The sequence below is a fragment of the Kribbella sp. NPDC006257 genome (genome assembly GCF_040613535.1).
Lineage (GTDB): Bacteria > Actinomycetota > Actinomycetes > Propionibacteriales > Kribbellaceae > Kribbella.
Map to the genome: position 1 here is coordinate 1 of NZ_JBEXSJ010000021.1, position 16741 is coordinate 16741.

The 16741-nt window shown below is 67.9% G+C and carries 17 protein-coding genes; 15 read left to right on the forward strand and 2 right to left on the reverse strand.

Going from position 1 to position 16741, the window contains the following annotated elements; all coding sequences use genetic code 11:
• Positions 1–612 precede the first annotated feature (612 nt).
• The 10 genes from ABZ004_RS24245 (at position 613) to ABZ004_RS24290 (ending at position 10707) form a co-directional block, all read left to right on the forward strand.
• Positions 613–1509 carry an XRE family transcriptional regulator gene (locus ABZ004_RS24245; protein WP_355683002.1) on the forward strand — a complete coding sequence of 299 codons (897 nt, stop codon included), beginning with the start codon at positions 613–615 and terminating at the stop codon, positions 1507–1509.
• Between the two features lie 116 nt (positions 1510–1625).
• Positions 1626–3410 carry a proprotein convertase P-domain-containing protein gene (locus tag ABZ004_RS24250; protein ID WP_355683003.1) on the forward strand — a complete coding sequence of 595 codons (1785 nt, stop codon included), beginning with the start codon at positions 1626–1628 and terminating at the stop codon, positions 3408–3410.
• Positions 3411–3490: 80 nt separating this feature from the next.
• Positions 3491–4096, forward strand: coding sequence for a helix-turn-helix domain-containing protein (locus ABZ004_RS24255; RefSeq protein WP_355683005.1), 606 nt, complete (start codon positions 3491–3493; stop codon positions 4094–4096).
• Positions 4096–5349 carry an MFS transporter gene (locus ABZ004_RS24260; RefSeq protein ID WP_355683007.1) on the forward strand — a complete coding sequence of 418 codons (1254 nt, stop codon included), beginning with the start codon at positions 4096–4098 and terminating at the stop codon, positions 5347–5349. Before ABZ004_RS24255 ends, ABZ004_RS24260 begins: the two co-directional genes overlap by 1 nt.
• Before the next feature lie 27 nt (positions 5350–5376).
• Entirely contained in the window at positions 5377–6585 is a 1209-nt protein-coding gene (locus ABZ004_RS24265) for a GNAT family N-acetyltransferase (RefSeq protein WP_355683009.1), read from the forward strand.
• Between the two features lie 32 nt (positions 6586–6617).
• Entirely contained in the window at positions 6618–7349 is a 732-nt protein-coding gene (locus ABZ004_RS24270) for a DUF4129 domain-containing protein (RefSeq protein WP_355683011.1), read from the forward strand.
• Complete coding sequence (locus ABZ004_RS24275) at positions 7346–7861, forward strand: hypothetical protein (RefSeq protein WP_355683012.1); 516 nt, start codon at positions 7346–7348, stop codon at positions 7859–7861. Before ABZ004_RS24270 ends, ABZ004_RS24275 begins: the two co-directional genes overlap by 4 nt.
• A gap of 7 nt (positions 7862–7868) precedes the next feature.
• A complete protein-coding gene (locus tag ABZ004_RS24280) occupies positions 7869–8864 on the forward strand; it encodes a MoxR family ATPase (protein ID WP_355683014.1) in 996 nt (331 codons plus the stop codon).
• The gene (locus tag ABZ004_RS24285) at positions 8861–10162 is read left to right on the forward strand and encodes a DUF58 domain-containing protein (RefSeq protein ID WP_355683016.1); all 1302 of its coding nucleotides are present in this window, start codon (positions 8861–8863) and stop codon (positions 10160–10162) included. Before ABZ004_RS24280 ends, ABZ004_RS24285 begins: the two co-directional genes overlap by 4 nt.
• Entirely contained in the window at positions 10159–10707 is a 549-nt protein-coding gene (locus tag ABZ004_RS24290; protein ID WP_355683018.1) for a hypothetical protein, read from the forward strand. Before ABZ004_RS24285 ends, ABZ004_RS24290 begins: the two co-directional genes overlap by 4 nt.
• On the opposite strand, the gene ABZ004_RS24295 is transcribed toward ABZ004_RS24290, so the two are convergent.
• Entirely contained in the window at positions 10686–11246 is a 561-nt protein-coding gene (locus tag ABZ004_RS24295; RefSeq protein WP_355683019.1) for a TetR/AcrR family transcriptional regulator, read from the reverse strand. The two genes, ABZ004_RS24290 and ABZ004_RS24295, sit on opposite strands and share 22 nt — an antisense overlap.
• Positions 11247–11391: 145 nt before the next feature.
• On the opposite strand from ABZ004_RS24295, the gene ABZ004_RS24300 reads away from it, so the two are divergent.
• The 3 genes from ABZ004_RS24300 to ABZ004_RS24310 all read left to right on the forward strand — a co-directional run bounded on the left by ABZ004_RS24300 (position 11392) and on the right by ABZ004_RS24310 (position 13626).
• The gene (locus ABZ004_RS24300) at positions 11392–12801 is read left to right on the forward strand and encodes a DHA2 family efflux MFS transporter permease subunit (RefSeq protein ID WP_355683021.1); all 1410 of its coding nucleotides are present in this window, start codon (positions 11392–11394) and stop codon (positions 12799–12801) included.
• A 94-nt stretch (positions 12802–12895) separates the two neighbouring features.
• The gene (locus ABZ004_RS24305; RefSeq protein WP_355683023.1) at positions 12896–13108 is read left to right on the forward strand and encodes a type II toxin-antitoxin system HicA family toxin; all 213 of its coding nucleotides are present in this window, start codon (positions 12896–12898) and stop codon (positions 13106–13108) included.
• On the forward strand, positions 13105–13626 hold the full coding sequence (locus tag ABZ004_RS24310) for a hypothetical protein (RefSeq protein WP_355683025.1): 522 nt from the start codon (positions 13105–13107) through the stop codon (positions 13624–13626). Before ABZ004_RS24305 ends, ABZ004_RS24310 begins: the two co-directional genes overlap by 4 nt.
• 27 nt (positions 13627–13653) lie before the next feature.
• Here ABZ004_RS24310 and ABZ004_RS24315 read toward each other — a convergent pair whose 3' ends face one another.
• Positions 13654–14649, reverse strand: coding sequence for an NAD(P)-dependent oxidoreductase (locus ABZ004_RS24315; protein ID WP_355683027.1), 996 nt, complete (start codon positions 14647–14649; stop codon positions 13654–13656).
• A gap of 32 nt (positions 14650–14681) precedes the next feature.
• Here ABZ004_RS24315 and ABZ004_RS24320 point away from each other — a divergent pair, with 32 nt between their 5' ends.
• Together ABZ004_RS24320 and ABZ004_RS24325 are read left to right on the forward strand one after the other, a co-directional pair.
• Positions 14682–15011, forward strand: a complete 330-nt coding sequence (locus tag ABZ004_RS24320) for an MmcQ/YjbR family DNA-binding protein (protein WP_355683029.1) — start codon at positions 14682–14684, stop codon at positions 15009–15011.
• 38 nt (positions 15012–15049) lie between these two features.
• Positions 15050–16741 (forward strand): DUF885 domain-containing protein, encoded by a 1692-nt coding sequence (locus tag ABZ004_RS24325; RefSeq protein ID WP_355683030.1) that lies wholly within the window; start codon positions 15050–15052, stop codon positions 16739–16741.

The following is a 16741-nucleotide window of genomic DNA, read 5'->3' on the forward strand; positions in this document are numbered from 1 at the left end:
CTCGGCCGAGTAGGTGACCCCACTCCCCATTGCCCGCTCCGGCCGTCCGGAACTCGTGGGTCCGGACACCTTGCCGCGTCTGCGGACAAGGTGTGCGCTGACCCCGCCCCCGAGTAGGTGTTCCCCTCGGCCGAGTAGGTGACCCCACTCCCCGTTCCCCGCTCCGGCCGTCCGGAACTCGTGGGTCCGGACACCTTGCCGCGTCTGCGGACAAGGTGTGGGTTGACCCCGCCCCCGAGTAGGTGTTCCCCTCGGCCGAGTAGGTGAGCCCACCCCCCATTGCCCGCTCCGGCCGTCCGGAACTCGTGGGTCCGGACACCTTGCCGCGTCTGCGGACATGGTGTGCGCTGACCCCGCCCCCGAGTAGGTGTCCCCCTCGGCCGAGTAGGTGACCCCACCCCCTTGCCCCCCGAGCGGCCGGCGAACCCCCGGTTTCGTGGGTTGTCCCTTGAAACTGTGGGTTGCCTGCGTGCATACCGGGTGCCAACCCACAGTTTGAGGGGATAACCCCGCCGAACCGAGGGTGCTTCGAGTTAACCGAGGGTGCTTGGAGTTAACAGTTAAGGGGCTGGTGGGTTCCGTGGGGTGAGGTGGCTGGCTAGGGTGCGGACTATGCCGGAGCCGTTGGAGCAGGCGGGGGGTGAGTTCGCGCGGGTGTTGCGCGCGGCCATCCGGGCGCGCGGGCTGGGGCTGGAGCGGATCCGGGATCGGTTGCGGGCGCAAGGGGTCTCGATCAGTCTGGCGACGTTGAGTTACTGGCAGTCGGGGCGGTCGCGGCCGGAGCGGCGGGAGTCGCTGGCGGCGGTCGAGCTGCTGGAAAGTGTGCTGGAGGTGCCGCCCGGGTCGTTGCTCGCCTCGCTGGGGCCACCGCGGCGGCGGGGACGGTGGTTGAGCACCGTGCCGGTTTCGCCCGAGGTGGCGGCGTTCTGGCCGCGGCCTGACGCGGTGGAGGAGGCCGTCAGCGAGGTCGACATCAAGTGGGACGAGCGGCTGACCAGGATCAGCCAGCACGACCGTGTCTTCATCAGCGCCGATGGTGGTGAGCGGTCCTACCACTCCCGCCAGGTACTGCGTGCTGAAGCGGACGGCCCGGACCGCTGGGTCGTGATCATGCACCTCGACGAACACGACCGCCCGCTGCCCACGATCAGACCGCTACGCCATTGCCACCTGGGCCGGACCGTACTACGGCCTGCCGACGGCCTGCTCGTCGCAGAACTCCTGTTCGAGCGCCCGCTGCGCAAAGGCGACACGGTGATCACCGAACACGAGCTGGTGAATTCCGCGCCGTATCCACCGGCCACGAACTACGAGCGGAAGTTCCGGTTGCCGGTCCGCGAATATGTGCTCGAGGTCTGCTTCGACCCGGCCGGCCTCCCGGCGTACTGCGAGCGGTATTTCCAGCTCGACGAGTCGGACGAGATCGCCGTACCGGTCGATCCGCGGGAGTCCGTGCATGGCGTGGCGCTGAATTTCGGGCCTGGCCGGTACGGATTCCGGTGGGACTGACAGCTGTGAACTGTTGATCAAAGCAACTTAACTGTGAAAACCAAGCGACTGATTTCGCTCTCCTGAATTCATTCCTAGGGTCGGGCCACCCCACCCCGAGGAATTCGAGGAGAACCATGAAATCCCAGCGTAGAAAGGCCGTCGCCGCGCTCGGCGGAGCCGCGGTGCTGGCAACCGTCGTCAGTCTCGTCCCGCTCGGCGGCGCCGCCCTGGCCGCCCAGCCGGCTCCGCAAGTGCACCAGAACCAGCAGCCGACCCAGGTCCGGCAATCCCTGCAGGCACACGCGATCTCGGCGAAGCTGCCCAGCTCGCAGGAGCAGCAGGCCGGCCGCTGGATCGACCCGGCCGGACGGCTCGTGGTCGCGGTCACCGACGCCCGGGAAGCCGAGCGCGTCCGGCAGTCCGGTGCGACTCCGAAGCTGGTCACCCGCAGCCAGGCGCAGCTCGATGCATTGCTGGCCAAGGTCGACAAGATCGCCCGGGCCGATCGCGGGAAAGGCTTGCAGAGCTGGGGAATCGACCCGGTGTCGAACAAGGTGGTGGTGCGGACGCGAGGTGCGTACGGCGCCGTCCGCGGGCTGGGCGACGGCGTACAGGTGGTGCAGGTGACCACCGAACATCGTCAGCAGTCAGGTGAGGTCAACCCGGGTGACCCGTGGTGGCCGGGTAGTGAAAGCAACTGTTCCGTCGGGTTCCCGGCGACGGATGCCCAAGGCGGCAAGCACTTCCTGACCGCGGGTCACTGCACCAACGACGCCAACCAGGCGGCGTACGGGGCGAGTGGGCAGAGCAACAAGATCGGTACGTCGAACGTCGGCGGTACCCACAGCATCAACGCCCGCGAAGGTGACATGGGCCTGGTGGACGTCACTGAGAGCGGCTGGACGATCTCGCCGAACGTCAACACCTGGGGCCAGCCGGCCGTCACGGTGAGCGGCTCGGCCGAGGCGATCGTCGGCGACCCGGTCTGTCACTCGGGCAACACCGCGCCGAACTGGGAGTGTGGCACCGTCACGGCGGTCAACCAGACCATCGACTATGGCAACGTGGTGATCGACGGGCTGTCCACGACCAACGCCTGCTCCGAGGGTGGTGACTCCGGCGGCGCCTGGCTCAGCGGGACCAAGGCGGTCGGCCTGCACTCGGGCGGCAACAGCAGTTGCGTGACCGGCGACTCGGGCAACTCGATCTTCCAGCCCATCAACGAAGCGCTGACCAAGTGGAACCTGACGCTGCTCACCGGCGACGGTGGACCCGGCGACCCAGACAGCGAGGCGCCCACCACGCCCGGCAACCCGCGCTCGACCGGTACGACGACCGACAGCGTCTCGTTGGCCTGGGATGCGTCCACCGACAACGTGGGCGTCTCCGGATACGACGTGTACAACGGCACCACCCTGGCGACCACGGTCACCGGTACCTCGGCCACCGTCAGCGGACTCACCGCTGACACCAGCTACTCCTTCACCATCCAGGCAAAGGATGCCGCAGGCAACAAATCGAAGCAGAGTGCGGTCGTGACGGCCCGGACCCAGCCGGTTGGTACTCCGGGCGGGCGCACCTTCAGCAACGGCACGGACTTCCCGATCCGCGACTTCCAGACCACGATCAGCCCGATCAAGTCGACCGCGACCGGCCGGGCCGCCAGCCCCCTCACGGTTGTTGTCGAGGGCAACCACACCTGCCTCGAGGACCTCAACATCAGCCTGGTCTCGCCGAGCGGCCGCTGGTACTACCTGCAGCGGTACGGCGGCACCACCTGCCACCCGCTTCCGGCCAGCAGGACCTACAGCGTCACCCCGGCAAGTACCGAGAGCGCAACTGGTACCTGGACCCTACGCATCGGCGACAACGGCCCAGGCGACACCGGCACCCTGACCAACTGGTCCATCACCCTCTAGAGATCAGGCGCCGACCTCCCGGGGCAGGAGGTCGGCGCCGCGCTATTGCAACAAGTGTTTCGAAAGAGTACTTTCGACGCATGGATCTCAGGCAGCGGCGGGTGACGGATGCGCGGACGCTCCGGGCGATGGCGCATCCGGTGCGGATCGCGATCGTGGAGCAGTTGACGGTGAACGGGGCGATGACGGCGACCGAGCTCGGCGATCGGCTGGACGAGACGCCGGCCAACTGTTCGTGGCACCTCCGGAAACTGGCGGAGTACGGGTTCGTCGAGGAGGCCGCCGGCGGGACCGGGCGGCAGCGGCCCTGGCAGATGAAGCATCTGGGGATGAGCTGGGGCGACGAGGAGGACGGGCCGCTCGGCGCCGAGCTGCAGCTGGCCGGGCGGGCGCTGACCGAGGTGATGGTGAACCGGGAGCGCGAGCGATTGCTGGAGAGCCAGGTCCGGGCGCCGGAGGAGCCGGCCGAGTGGCGGAAGGCGGCGAACGCGACGCAGTCGATGGCCTGGCTGACCGCCGAGGAACTCGATGCGGCCAACACCGCAGTACGGGAAGTGTTGATGAAGCACTTCGGCCGGCATGAGGATCCGGCGCTCCGGCCGCCCGGGTCGCGGTTGTGCGCACTGGTGAGCTGGGGCGTTCCGACGTACGGGCTTGCCGACGAGACGCCGGCGGAGGAGAGCTGATGCGCGCGATGTTCGCGTCGGCCGGGTTCCGGCGGTTGTTCGCCGGGATGGCGACGTCGATGTTCGGCGACTCGGTGATGCTGCTGGTGCTGAGCATGTGGGTGAAGAGCCTGACCGGCTCGAACGCGCAGGCCGGGCTGACGTTCTTCTGGATGGCCTTGCCGAGCTTCATCGCGCCGGTGTTCGGACTGTTCGTCGACCGGATGCGGCCGAAACTCGTGCTGGCCTGGGGGAGTCTGGCCTCGGCGGTCGCGGTCTTGCCGTTGACCTTGGTCCGTGACGCGGGCGACGTGTGGATCGTCTGGGGTGTCGCGTTCCTCTACGGCATCTCGATGATCGTCTTGCCGGCCGCACTCAACGGCCTGCTCAAGGAGACCGTCAGCGATGAGCACCTGGTGCAGGCGAACTCGTCGCTGCAGACGGTCAAGGAGGGCTTCCGGCTGATCGGGCCGATCATCGGGGCCGGCTTGTTCGCGTGGCTGGGCGGCTGGGCGGTCGCCGTACTGGATGCGGCGACCTTCGTCGCCGCCGCGGTGATCATCGGCTCGATGACGGTGCGGGACAGCCGTCCGGAGCGATCCGAGGGCAACTGGCTGACCGAGATGGGCGGTGGGATCAGGCATCTGTGGTCCGACCGGATCCTGCGGCACACGTTGGTCGGGCTCGGCCTGATGCTGCTCGTGCTCGGCTTCAGCGAGGCCTCGATCTACGCGATCATCGACGTCTTCGGCAAACCGGTCGAATTCGTCAGCGTCATCGTGACCGTGCAGGGCATCGGGGCGCTGCTGGGTGGGCTGACCGCGACCTGGTGGGTCCGGCGGATCGGCGAGGTGGGCGCGTTCGCGGTCGGTGCGCTGGTGCTCGCGGTGTCGCTGGCCGTGATCGCCGCGACGGAGAGTCTGCCGGTGCTGATGCTCGACGTACCGCTGCTCGGTTACAGCATCCCGCTGGTGATCATCGCCTTCATGACCCTGATCCAGCGCCGTACGCCGCTGCGCCTGATGGGCCGCACCTCGACGGCCGTCGAGGTCGTGATGGGCACGCCGCAGGCCGCCAGCCTGGCCTTCGGCGCGATCCTCGTCTCGCTGGTCAGCTACCACGTGATCTTCACCCTGATGGCAGTCGTCACAGCCGGCTCCGTGCTCTACCTCGCCGCGACCCTGCGAGCCCAGCTACTCCACCCGGTCCCCGCTTTCGAGGAGCCTCCGGTGGCCCCGCAGGTCATCGGTGTCCTCACCGAACCGATCGAGTAGACCGCGCAAATCTGGTAGGCAAGGGGTATGGCGATCGAGGTGGGGCGGTTCGGTGGCGGCTGGGGCGAGATCCTGGAGTTGGTGGGACTCTCGTTCGCGGCGCCTTGGAATGAAGCGCAGCTGGAGGCCGAGCGGAAGATCTGGGAGCCGGGCCGGAGCCTGGTCGCGACCGAGGACGGTGTGATCGTCGGGCATACGTGTGCCCTGTCGCTCGACCTGACCGTGCCGGGGGCGCAGTTGCCGGTGGCGGGCGTGAGCATGGTGGGAGTGCTGCCGACCCATCGGCGCCGCGGGGTGTTGCGGGAGCTGATGCGGCGGCAGCTGACCGACTTGTACGAGACGGGCGCGGAGCCGGTGGCCTCGCTGACCGCGAGCGAGCCGGCGATCTACGGGCGGTTCGGGTACGGGCTGGCCTCCGAGCAGTTCGAGGTGATGGTGCCGAAGGCGGCTCGTGCGCTGCGCGAGGTGGCCGGCATCGACGACGTACGCATCTCGTACGCCGATCCGATGGCGTCGCTCGAGGTCTGCACCGCGCTGCGCAACACGCTGGCGCTCGATCGGCCCGGGATGTTCCAGTTCGACGATCGGTGGAAGGAACATGTCATCGGGGAGACGGTCGTCACCGATGCGAGCAATGCCTCCCCGATGCGTTGCGTCGTTGCCAAGAAGGACGGTGAGACGACCGGGTACGCGCACTACCGGACGAAGCGGTCCGACCGGAACCATGTCGACGTCCACCGGGTGCACGCGAAGGACCTGGCGTCGCACATGGCGCTCTGGCGGTTCCTGCTCGACCAGGACCTGCTCACCCACACGTTCTACGGGCTCCTGCCTTGCGATGACCCGTTGCTGACTCTCCTGGTTGATCCACGGTCTCCCAACGCGATGCTGAGAGACGGGCACTGGGTCAGGGTCGTCGACGTCGGCAGAGCCTTGGCAGGACGGACCTATGCGACCGAGATCGACGTAGTGCTGGCGGTTGAGGACGACTTGGAGTGGAACGCAGGTTCCTGGCATCTCACTGGTGGTCCGCAAGGTGCGACCTGTGAGAAGACGGATCGCCCGGCCGACCTGCGCCTCGGCGTACGGGAGCTGGGGACTGTGTACCTCGGCAGGCCGTCCCTGGAACGGCTAAGGGTTGCCGGGCTGGTGGAGGAGCGTACGCCGGGTGCTCTTCGGGCAACCTCGGCCGCCTTCCTCGGCAACCGCCTTCCCTGGCTGGACACTGGGTTCTGAGTACGCCCCCGGTCAGCGGTTACTCTTCCCGGATGCAGCCGAGACGTCACGGGACCATGGCGATCGTCGCCGTGGTGATGCTCGGCGTCGCGGCCGTCGCGCTCGTCGTACTGGCGTCTGCGGGCGGCAGTGTGCGGCCGGTGAGCGAGAGCACGCTCAGCTCGTCACCGCGGTCCGTACCGGTACCCACACAGACCCCGCAGGTGACTGCCCCGACGGGTATTGCACCGCCGTCGCAGAAACCCGTGAAGCCGGTGAAGATACCGGACTGGGTGAAGGCGCTTTGGCAGGCGTTGTTCTACGCCGCCATCGCGCTGGTCGCACTCCTGCTCGTCAGGACGCTCTACAGAGTGCTCAGCAAGGTTGAACTGCCCGATGCGGAGCAGGAAGCCGACTGGGAACGGTTGAAGGTCAACCGCTTGGCAGAGGCAGTGGACTCGAGCCTCGCCACTGTGGACTCAGGTACGGCGACTGACGCGGTGATCGCCTGTTGGGTAGCGCTGGAGGATGCGGCTGCCTCGGCAGGAGTTGCACGGGCCTCGTCGGAGACGCCGGCCGAGTTCACTGTCCGCGTGCTCGGTGTGGGTGGGATCTCCGAACGCCAGTTACTCCGGCTGGCCGAGCTGTATCGCGAGGCGAGGTACTCGACACATGGCTCGACTGAAGAAGCCCGGCGCCAGGCGCGCGAGGCGCTGATCCTGCTGCGCGACGAGCTGACAGCTGCGATGGAGCGGGATCTTCAAGAGACCGAGGCTGCCCGATGAGGAAGATCTTGGTGCAGCACGTCGGGATCGCCGTGGTCATCAGCCTGCTGACGATCGCCGCGTTCGGGCTGGCCGGGACGCAGCCGAAGCCGCTGTGGTTCGTCGGTGCCGGGCTGTCGATCGGCTTCGCGACGCTGGCGTTGCGGCTGGTCGCCCCGCAGATCCTGGAGTCGTCCTGGCCGTCGCGGCAGGACGAGAAGTTCGCCGAGTCGCGGGCGTCGCGCAACAGCGACAACCGGACCCAGTTCCTGGCCACCTGGGTGCAGGAGTCCGACCGGGAGCGCCGGGCCGGCGAGGGATCGCAGACGTTCGCCCGGCGGATCCGGCCTCTGCTGCAGGAGCTGACCAACGACCGGCTGGTGCACCGGCATGGGATCGACCCGGTGCAGGACCCGGACCGGGCACGCGCCCTGGTCGGTGACCAGGTGTGGACGCTGATCAGCGGGACCGAGGCACGGACCGCGACGTTCGCGGAGATCGAACAGGCCGTAGAGACCATCGAGAAGCTGTGAGGAACCCGTGACTGATCGCGAACTGGGGCTGGCGGAGGTCTCGGCGCTGAGCCGCAAGGTGCTGGACCGGGTCGGCGAGGCCGTTGTCGGCAAGGGTGAGGCGCTGGAGCTGGTTCTGGCGGGCATCCTCGCCGGCGGCCACGTGTTGCTCGAGGACTACCCGGGGCTGGCCAAGACGCTGGCCGCGCGGTCCTTCGCGCAGGCGCTCGGGCTGGAGTTCCGCCGGGTGCAGTTCACTCCGGACCTGCTGCCGTCCGATGTGACCGGCGCCTTCGTCTACGACCAGCGGAACTCGGAGTTCGTCTTCCGCCCTGGTCCGATCTTCACCGGCCTGCTGCTGGCCGACGAGATCAACCGGACGCCACCGAAGACGCAGGCGGCACTGCTGGAGTCCATGCAGGAGCACCAGGTCACAGTGGAAGGCCAGACCTTCCCGCTGCCTGTGCCGTTCCACGTGTTGGCTACTGCGAACCCGGTTGAGTACGAAGGCACATATCCGTTGCCGGAAGCGCAGCTCGACCGCTTCATGCTCCGCATCGCCTTCGGCTACCCGACTGCCGCTGAGGAGTGGGAAGTCCTGCAGCGCCGGATGGGTCGCCGTTCCGAGGACCAGACCGTCGAGGCGGTCACCGATGCAGACGGGCTGCGCGCTGCACAAGCAGCAGTTGAAACGGTCACCGTCGACGACACAGTAGGCCGGTACTGCGTTGAGCTGGCTGCCGCGACTCGTCGAGACAGCCAGGTGCTGGTCGGTGCCTCACCACGTGGATCACTGGCGCTGCTACTCACGGCACGTGCTTATGCGGTGATCCAGGGGCGCGACTACGTCGTACCGGAAGACGTCAAGGCTGTCGCTATCCCTGCACTGGCACACCGGATCACGGTCCGGCCTGAGCTGTGGCTGCATGAGGTGACTGGTGCGACGGTGGTTCGGGCAGTGCTCGGTTCTGTCCCGGCTCCGCCTACCGTCGCCACCGGTAGCGTCCAAGACGCTGCGCTATGAACTGGCGGCCGACGCACGCACAGGTGCGGGCGGTCGGGGTATCGGCGGCGTTGCTCGTGGTCGCCGTACTCGCCCGTCGGCCGGACATGGCTGTGTTCGGTCTCCCGCTGGCGGTCGTGGCGGTCTGGGGACGGTTCTTCCGGCCTAGTGAACAACCGGAGCTGCATACCGAGCTCGATGTGGATGTGTTGTTCGAAGGGCAGGCCACGACCTACCGGTTGCAGGTGGACAGTCCACTGGACCCTGACATCGATCTGATCGTCGCTGCGCTGCCACGGTCTCGGTGGTTCCGTTATGACCCGGTCTACGCGGCTGTGGCCGAGCCGGTCGCTGACGGCGTGGTCACGCTCGAGGTCGGCGTACGGTCTGAGCGCTGGGGGATCCGGCAGCTCGAGAAGCCCCAAGTGATCGCTACGTCGGTGCTGGGCGCCTATCGGGTGCCGGTGCCTTCTACACAAGCGCTGAGCGTCAGTACGTTGCCACTGCGCGAAGGGTTCGAGGCGGTTGATTCTGTACCCCGGCCTGCGGGGCTGGTCGGGCTACACCGGTCGCGGCGTCCTGGTGAGGGGACTGAGCTCGCAGGGGTTCGCCCGTTCCGTACTGGGGATCGCCTGCGTCGCATCAACTGGGCTGTCTCTGCACGGACTCGTGAACTGCATGTCACGTCGACCTGGTCGGACCGGGACACCGAGGTGGTCATCCTGCTCGACACTGGCGGGGAGGTCGGCATCAGTGAAGGCATCGACGGTCGGTCGAGCAGCTTGGACACCGCAGTACGGGCTGCTGCTTCTATCGCTGAGCACTACCTGCGCCATGGCGATCGCGTTCGGCTGGTAGACACCGGTACTGCGGTGCAAGGGGTGCGGGCCGGTAGTGGGCGGGCGCATCTGCGGCGGATCCTTGATGTTCTGGTGCATGCGGATCGCAAGGGGCGGCAGCAGGACGAGGAGCAGCTTGCTCGGCGGCACCGTGTTCGGTCGGACAGTCTGGTGCTGGTGCTCAGCCCGTTGCTGCGCACGTCGATGCTCGGCTACATCGTCACGCTGGTGCACTCGGGCTGCACGGTGATCGCCGTCGACACGCTGCCGCCCGACGTCGGCGACGTGATCGACCCGGAACAGCACGACGCGAAGAACTGGCCGCTGGCCTGGCGACTGCGGATGCTGGAACGCCGCTCCGAACTCGACCGCCTCGGCGACCTCGGCGTACCCACCGTCCGCTGGCGCGGCGCAGGAACTCTGGACGAAGTCCTCCGAGACGCCAGCCGCCTGGCCTCAGCCCCCCGGATGCGCTCATGAGCCTGGCCGAACGGATTACCAAATGGCTGGCCGAGTTGCGGGCGGCGGGGATGGCTTCGTTGCTGGCTCGGTTGGCTGTTGCGGTGGGTGGAGTGGTGGCGCTGGTGGTGCCGGGGTTGCAGCCGTGGGATCAGCTGGATGTGGTTCCGGTGGCCGGGGTGCCGTTGTTGTTGGCCTGCGTGGTGTTGCCGGACTCGACGGCGGCCGCGTTGTTCATGCTGGTGATCGTGGCCGGCTGGATCATCCGGGCGCCGAGCGACCTCGGCTTCGGGCTCGTGCTGACCGGGATCGCCTTGCTGGTGGTGCATCTGGCGTCCGCGTTCGCCGCACAGATCCCGTCGTACGGGAAGGTGCACCGGCGCGCGCTCCGGCGATGGTTGCTACCAGCAACGATTGCCGGCCTGCTCGGTCCGGTGGTCGCGGTGTCGGCGGCGGTGATCCGGGGCGCCGACGTACCGGGATCGCTGCTGGTGACGGTCGCCGCGCTGGCCGCTGCGACCGCGGTGGTCTGGTTCGCGTCCGGTCAGTCCGTCTCCGACCGGTGATGGATCTTCATCGTCCCCAGTAGCTCCTCGGCCCAGGGCAGCGGGATCCGCTCCGGTCCGGCGACCTGCATCGCCGTCATCACGGTGAGCAGCATGCCGGTGGCAAGGAACTGCCGGGCCTCCTCGGCCGAGACGCCGGTCAGCTCGCGGACCAGGTCGAAGATCTCGCCGAAGCGCCGCCGCGACACGTCGCCGATCGCCGGCTCGCCACTCGCGGCGAAGCCGTGCAACAGCACCACCAGCAACTCGCGCTCGGACATCAGGTCCTCGTACGCGCCGGCGAGGCTCTCCAGGTCGGCCCGCTTCTCGGCCGCGCGCCGGAATGCCTGCTCGACCCGGTCGCAGACCCGGTTGCTGGCGGCGATGAACAGCTGCTGCTTGGTGCCGAACAGGCGGATCACATATGGCTGCGAGACGCCGGCCAACCGGGCGATCTCGTCGGTCTTGGTGCCCTGGTAACCGGCGGCGCCGAACGCCACCACGGCCGCCTGCAGGACCTCCTCGCCGCGCTCGGCGGCGGTCAGTCGGGTCTTCGTCACGGATTCTCCTCGGTCGACTACAACCCCACCCCCGAGCGGAGCGAGGGTTCTTTCCTTTTCTGCTGCTTTCGCTTGACATGTTATCAGTCAATGCATACTTTGTGGTCAGACGTAGTTATCAGTGAATAACAACAAGGAGACTCCGATGACCTCGACCGCCCTCGAACCGGGCTTGGACGGGACGTCCGTACGCCGCTCGCTGGCTACCGTGCTGGCCGTGGTGGGCATCCCGATGTTCATGGTCACGCTGGACAACCTGGTGGTGACCAATGCCCTGCCGGTGATCAAGTCCGAGCTGGGCGCCTCGCTGACGGACCTGCAGTGGTTCATCAACGCCTACACACTGTCCTTCGCCGCGCTGCTGCTGACCGCCTCGGCGATCGGGGACCGGATCGGCCGGCGGCGGATGTTCCTGTTCGGGATCGCGCTGTTCACGCTCGCCTCGGCGGCGTGCGCGGTCGCATCGGAGCCGTGGATGCTGATCGGGGCACGCGCGATCCAAGGAGTCGGAGCGGCTGCGGTGATGCCTTTGTCGCTCACGTTGCTGGCGGCCGCCGTACCGGCTAAGCAACGCAGCGCGGCGATCGGGATCTGGGGTGGGATCTCCGGGCTCGGCGTCGCCGTCGGGCCGGTCGTCGGCGGGGCTGTGGTGGACGGGCTCAACTGGCAGTGGATCTTCTGGCTGAATGTGCCGATCGGCGTACTGGTGCTGCCGTTCGCGGCGCGGGTTCTGCAGGAGTCGTTCGGTGGGAGCAAGCGGCTCGATCTGGTCGGGCTCGTGTTGTCCGCGGCGAGTGTGCTCAGCATCGTGTGGGGTGTCGTGCACGGTTCGGATGACGGCTGGGCGTCTGGCCGGATCTTGACCGCGTTGATCGGTGGAGTCGCTTTGCTCGTCGGCTTCCTGGTGTGGGAGAGCCGGACCGAGTCGCCGATGTTGCCGCTGCGGTTGTTCAGGTCGCGGTCGTTCAGCGTCATCAACGTGACCCTGTTCACCTTCTCGGCCGGCGTCTTCGGTGCGGTGTTCCTGCTGGCGCAGTTCTTCCAGGTGGTGCAGGGCTACACGCCGCTGCAGTCGGGGATCCGGACACTGCCGTGGACGATGGCGCCGATGGTCGTCGCCCCGCTGGCCGGGTTGATCGTCGACCGGGTCGGTGCGCGGGTCCTGATCGCGACCGGGCAGTTCCTGCTTGCCACCGCGCTTGGCTGGATCGCCCTCGTCACCACGACCGAGACCGGCTTCGGGGCACTCCTCGTCCCGTTCATCCTGGCGGGCATCGGCATGGGCCTCACCTTCGCCCCCGCGTCCAGCGTGGTCATGCACTCGGCCTCGGAGACGGACCGCGGCGTCGCCTCCGGCACCAACAACACCATCCGCGAGGTAGGCGTCGCGATGGGCGTCGCCGTCCTCGCCTCGGTCTTCTCCTCCGCCGGCTCCTACGAATCCCCGACCGAGTACGTCAACGGCCTGGTCCCCGCCGTCTGGGTAGGCACCGCCATAGTCACCCTCGGCGCCTTCGTAGCAACCTTCGCCCTCCCCTCCCGCCGCCGCCGCTGACCATCGTCCGGCAAATCGCTAGACGCGATCGTGTCTAGCGATTTGCCGCTTGCGCTGTCTAGTTGCTAGACATACAGTTGGGAAGGCAAGAGAAGTGATCCGGACGATCGAGAAGGCGGGCGGAACGTTCACGCGTCAGGTCGGCTCGCACAAGCGGTACTCCGTCTCGTACACGCGGGCCGACGGCACGACGAGCACCGCTCACACCACGGTGCCCGCGCACGGCGGTGACATACCGATCGGAACGCTCGACGCGATAGAAAAGCAACTCGAACCGGCGCTCGGGAAGGGGTGGCTGAGGGGATGACGACCTACCAGGTGCATGTGACTCGGGAAGGGGATCAGTGGCTGGCGGATGTGCCCGGGCTGGAGGGGACGCAGACCTACGCGGCCAGCCTGACGGCTCTCGAGCGGTACGTTCGCGAGATCATCGTGCTGGGCGCGGACCTTCCCGATGACGCCGTCGGCGAACTCGACCTGAGCTGGTCGTACGACGTCAGCGATCCGCTGGTCGTCCGGGCGAACGAGCTTCGTGGGCAGCGCGCCGACCTCGTGCTGAGGGAAAAGGTGCTGGAGCGCGAGACCCGGGAACTCGCGATCGAGCTCACCAGGACCTACAGCGTTCGAGACACCGGACCTCTGCTGGGGATCAGCCATCAACGCGTCTCTCAGCTCACCCCCGAGGATCACCGCAAGCACCGCACGAAGAAGAGCATCGGACGGCGACCGGCGCCGATGAGAGTGGTGCAGGCCGAGTCGACACCGAAGAGGCGAGCCGGCCGTCAGATCACGTCAGCGACTGCGGAGCCCGATGGCGAGGGATAGGCCGTGCAGACGGTTGCCGGTGCCGTACTAGCCGAGATGATCGGTGTTGGGCGATGAGGTTGGTTGCGGTTTGTCGGGGTCGCGATCGTCAGCTTTGCTTGCCAGGTTTGTGAGGGTTGCTTCTAGGGCGGTTTGGCGGAGGGGGGTTGATTCGGGGAGGGAGAAGGCGCCGCCTCGGTGGGGGCTGAGGACGACGTTGGGGAGGGTGTGGAAGGGGAATCGGGAGGCGGTGATGTTGGTGGGGGGTGGGTCGGTGGAGGTGGCTTCGGTGGGCCAGACGTCGAGGCCGGCGGCGATCTCGCCGGTTTCGAGGCGGGTGTAGAGGGCTGCCTCGTCGAGGAGGGTTGCTCGGGCGACGTTGACTACGACGCTGGGGGTCGGGAGTTGGGCGATGAGGAGCGCGTCGAGGAGACCGGTTGTTGCGGGGGTTGCTGGAGCGGCCAGTACTACGACGCGCGCGCGGGGGATGAGGGTGCGGAACTCGGTCGCGGGATGGACGAGTGCTTCGCCATCGGCGTACGGGGTCGTGATGCTGCCGCGGACGGCGTGGACCTCCATCTCGAGGGCGGCGAGCGAGCGGGCGACGCGGCGCCCGACTTCGCCGTATCCGACGACCACCGCGGGATGGCCGGCCAGGAGCATCGTCGGCCTGGGCGGGACGAAGCGTGGGGTCCAATCGCCCTTTCGCATCGCTTGGTCGGCCGGTATCAGGGACCTCGCTGCCGCCAGCACGAGTCCGAGGGCGAGTTCGGCGGTCGGACCGGCGGTGTGGTGAACCGTCCGCACCGCGATTCCGGGCACTTGGGCCAGCAACTTCGCGGTCTGCGCAGGCACTCCCGCGAACGGGATCACCAACGTGTGCAGCCGCTTCGATGCCGTCAGCAACTCCAGCGTCGGCCGCCCCGCCACCAGGACCTCGTACTCCGCCTCAGCCGGCGTGTCCCCGTAGCTGAACCGCCACTCCGGATGCCGCAGTGCCAGCGGTTCGAGCGAGTCGTCCATCCCATGAATCCAGAAACTCACGCTCGCAAGCTACCAATCACTAAGGTTGAGGGGTGCTTGATGCTGAGGACGTCCGCCGGGTTGCGTTGTCGTTGCCGGGGACGGTGGAGAAGCAGCGGTGGGGGCATCCGACGTTCGATGTGGCGGGGCGGATGTTCGTGACGGTGCCGGACGATCAGACGTCGTTCGCGGTGAAGTGCCCGCGGCTGGAGCGGAGTGAGCTGATCGCGGCGGAGCCGGAGAAGTTCTGGGTGCCGCCGCACGAGGCCGGGTCGAGCTGGGTGCGGGCGCGGCTGGAGGCGCTCGAGGACGAGGGCGAGCTGCGCGACATCCTGCTCGACTCCTGGCGCCAGGCCGCGCCCGACAGCCTCCAAGCCGAATAGGTTCGATCGCGCACCGACGCGCGGGTAGGGTCGGCCGGGTGACGGATGCGACGACACCGACCAGTCCGATCGACCAGGTCTCCGAGCGGTTCCTCGAGGCCTATGTCAAGCTTTCGCCGACCGATGCCACCTTCATGGGGATCGCGGGGCACGACCACCGGCTGCCCGATTACTCGCCGGCCGGGTTCGAGGCGCTGGTCGAGCTGCATCGCCGGTCGATCGCCGAGGCCGAGGCGATCGAGCCCGGTACGCCGCGCGAAGAGGTGGCCAAGGACGCGTTCCTGGAGCGGCTGCGACTCGAGCTGGAGACGTACGAGGCCGGCGTACCGCAGTACGAGCTGAACGCCATCGCGTCGATTCCCGCGGAGATGCGCGGGGTGTTCGACCTGATGCCGACCGCGACCGAGGACGACTGGGAGATCATCGCGATCCGGCTCAATCAGGTCGGTACGGCGCTGGACGGGTTCCGCGACTCGGTGGCGCAGCAGGCCGCGGCCGGCCGGGTCTCGGCGCTGCGGCAGGTGAACGATCTCGCCAACCGCATCTCGAGCTGGACCGGATCCGACGGTGACGACTTCTTCGGCGGACTCGCGGCCCAGGCACCCGATACCGGGATCAAGGCAACGGTCGAGGCGGCTGCGGCCGGTGCGCGCAAGGCGTACGAGAGCTTCGGTGAGTGGCTGAAGACCGACCTGGCCCCGCAGGCACCGGACCGGAACGCGGTCGGCCGCGAGCGGTACGAACTGGCCTCGCGCAACCACCTCGGGGCCGCTGTCGACCTGGAGGAGACCTACCTCTGGGGCTGGCAGGAGCTGGCCCGGATCGAGGGCGAGATGCAGAAGATCGCCGCCTCGCTGAACAACGGCGACCGCACCATCGAGGCCGTCGCGGCCCTGCTCGACAACGATCCGGCCCGCAAGATCCACGGCAAGGAGGCGTTCCGGGACTGGATGCAGGAGCTCGCCGACTCCGCCGTACAGGATCTGGCCGGGACGCACTTCGACATCCCGGACGAGATCAAGCGGATCGAGTGCATGATCGCGCCGACCTCCGACGGGTCGATCTACTACACCGCGCCGAGCGAGGACCTCACCACCCGGCCGGGCCGGATGTGGTGGGCCGTGCCGGCCGGCGTCGAGGACTTCGCCACCTGGCGCGAGGTCACCACCGTGTACCACGAAGGCGTGCCCGGGCATCACCTCCAGGTCGCGCAGACGATGCTCCGCGGCGACCAGCTGAACCGCTGGCAGCGGATCGGTTGCTGGGTCTCAGGCCACGGCGAAGGATGGGCCCTGTACGCCGAACGGCTGATGGAAGAGCTCGGCTACCTGGAAGAGCCGGGCGCCCGGCTCGGGATGCTCGATGCGCAGGGGTTCCGGTCGGCCCGGGTGATCGTGGACATCGGGATGCACCTGGAGCTGGAGATTCCGCGGGACAACCCGCTCGGGTTCCACCCGGGGGAGACCTGGAACGCCGAGCTCGGGTTCGAGTTCCTGCGGGCGTACTCGCGGATGGAGACCGAGTTCCTCAAGGCGGAGCTGAACCGGTACCTCGGCTGGCCCGGGCAGGCGCCGTCGTACAAGGTCGGCGAGCGGATGTGGCTGCAGGCGCGCGAGGAAGCCAAGGCGCGGGCCGGCGCATCGTTCGACCTGAAGGCCTTCCACCGCGGTGCCCTGGATCTGGGCTCGATCGGGCTGGACCCGCTCCGCCGCGCCCTCGCCAAGCTGTGA

What these genes read in the sequence shown, in the direction of transcription:
- ABZ004_RS24245 (WP_355683002.1), top strand. Translation starts at nt 613, where the DNA reads ATGCCGGAGCCGTTGGAGCAGGCGGGGGGTGAGTTCGCGCGGGTGTTG.
- ABZ004_RS24250 (WP_355683003.1), top strand. Translation starts at nt 1,626, where the DNA reads ATGAAATCCCAGCGTAGAAAGGCCGTCGCCGCGCTCGGCGGAGCCGCG.
- ABZ004_RS24255 (WP_355683005.1), top strand. Translation starts at nt 3,491, where the DNA reads ATGGATCTCAGGCAGCGGCGGGTGACGGATGCGCGGACGCTCCGGGCG.
- ABZ004_RS24260 (WP_355683007.1), top strand. Translation starts at nt 4,096, where the DNA reads ATGCGCGCGATGTTCGCGTCGGCCGGGTTCCGGCGGTTGTTCGCCGGG.
- ABZ004_RS24265 (WP_355683009.1), top strand. Translation starts at nt 5,377, where the DNA reads ATGGCGATCGAGGTGGGGCGGTTCGGTGGCGGCTGGGGCGAGATCCTG.
- ABZ004_RS24270 (WP_355683011.1), top strand. Translation starts at nt 6,618, where the DNA reads ATGCAGCCGAGACGTCACGGGACCATGGCGATCGTCGCCGTGGTGATG.
- ABZ004_RS24275 (WP_355683012.1), top strand. Translation starts at nt 7,346, where the DNA reads ATGAGGAAGATCTTGGTGCAGCACGTCGGGATCGCCGTGGTCATCAGC.
- ABZ004_RS24285 (WP_355683016.1), top strand. Translation starts at nt 8,861, where the DNA reads ATGAACTGGCGGCCGACGCACGCACAGGTGCGGGCGGTCGGGGTATCG.
- ABZ004_RS24290 (WP_355683018.1), top strand. Translation starts at nt 10,159, where the DNA reads ATGAGCCTGGCCGAACGGATTACCAAATGGCTGGCCGAGTTGCGGGCG.
- ABZ004_RS24300 (WP_355683021.1), top strand. Translation starts at nt 11,392, where the DNA reads ATGACCTCGACCGCCCTCGAACCGGGCTTGGACGGGACGTCCGTACGC.
- ABZ004_RS24310 (WP_355683025.1), top strand. Translation starts at nt 13,105, where the DNA reads ATGACGACCTACCAGGTGCATGTGACTCGGGAAGGGGATCAGTGGCTG.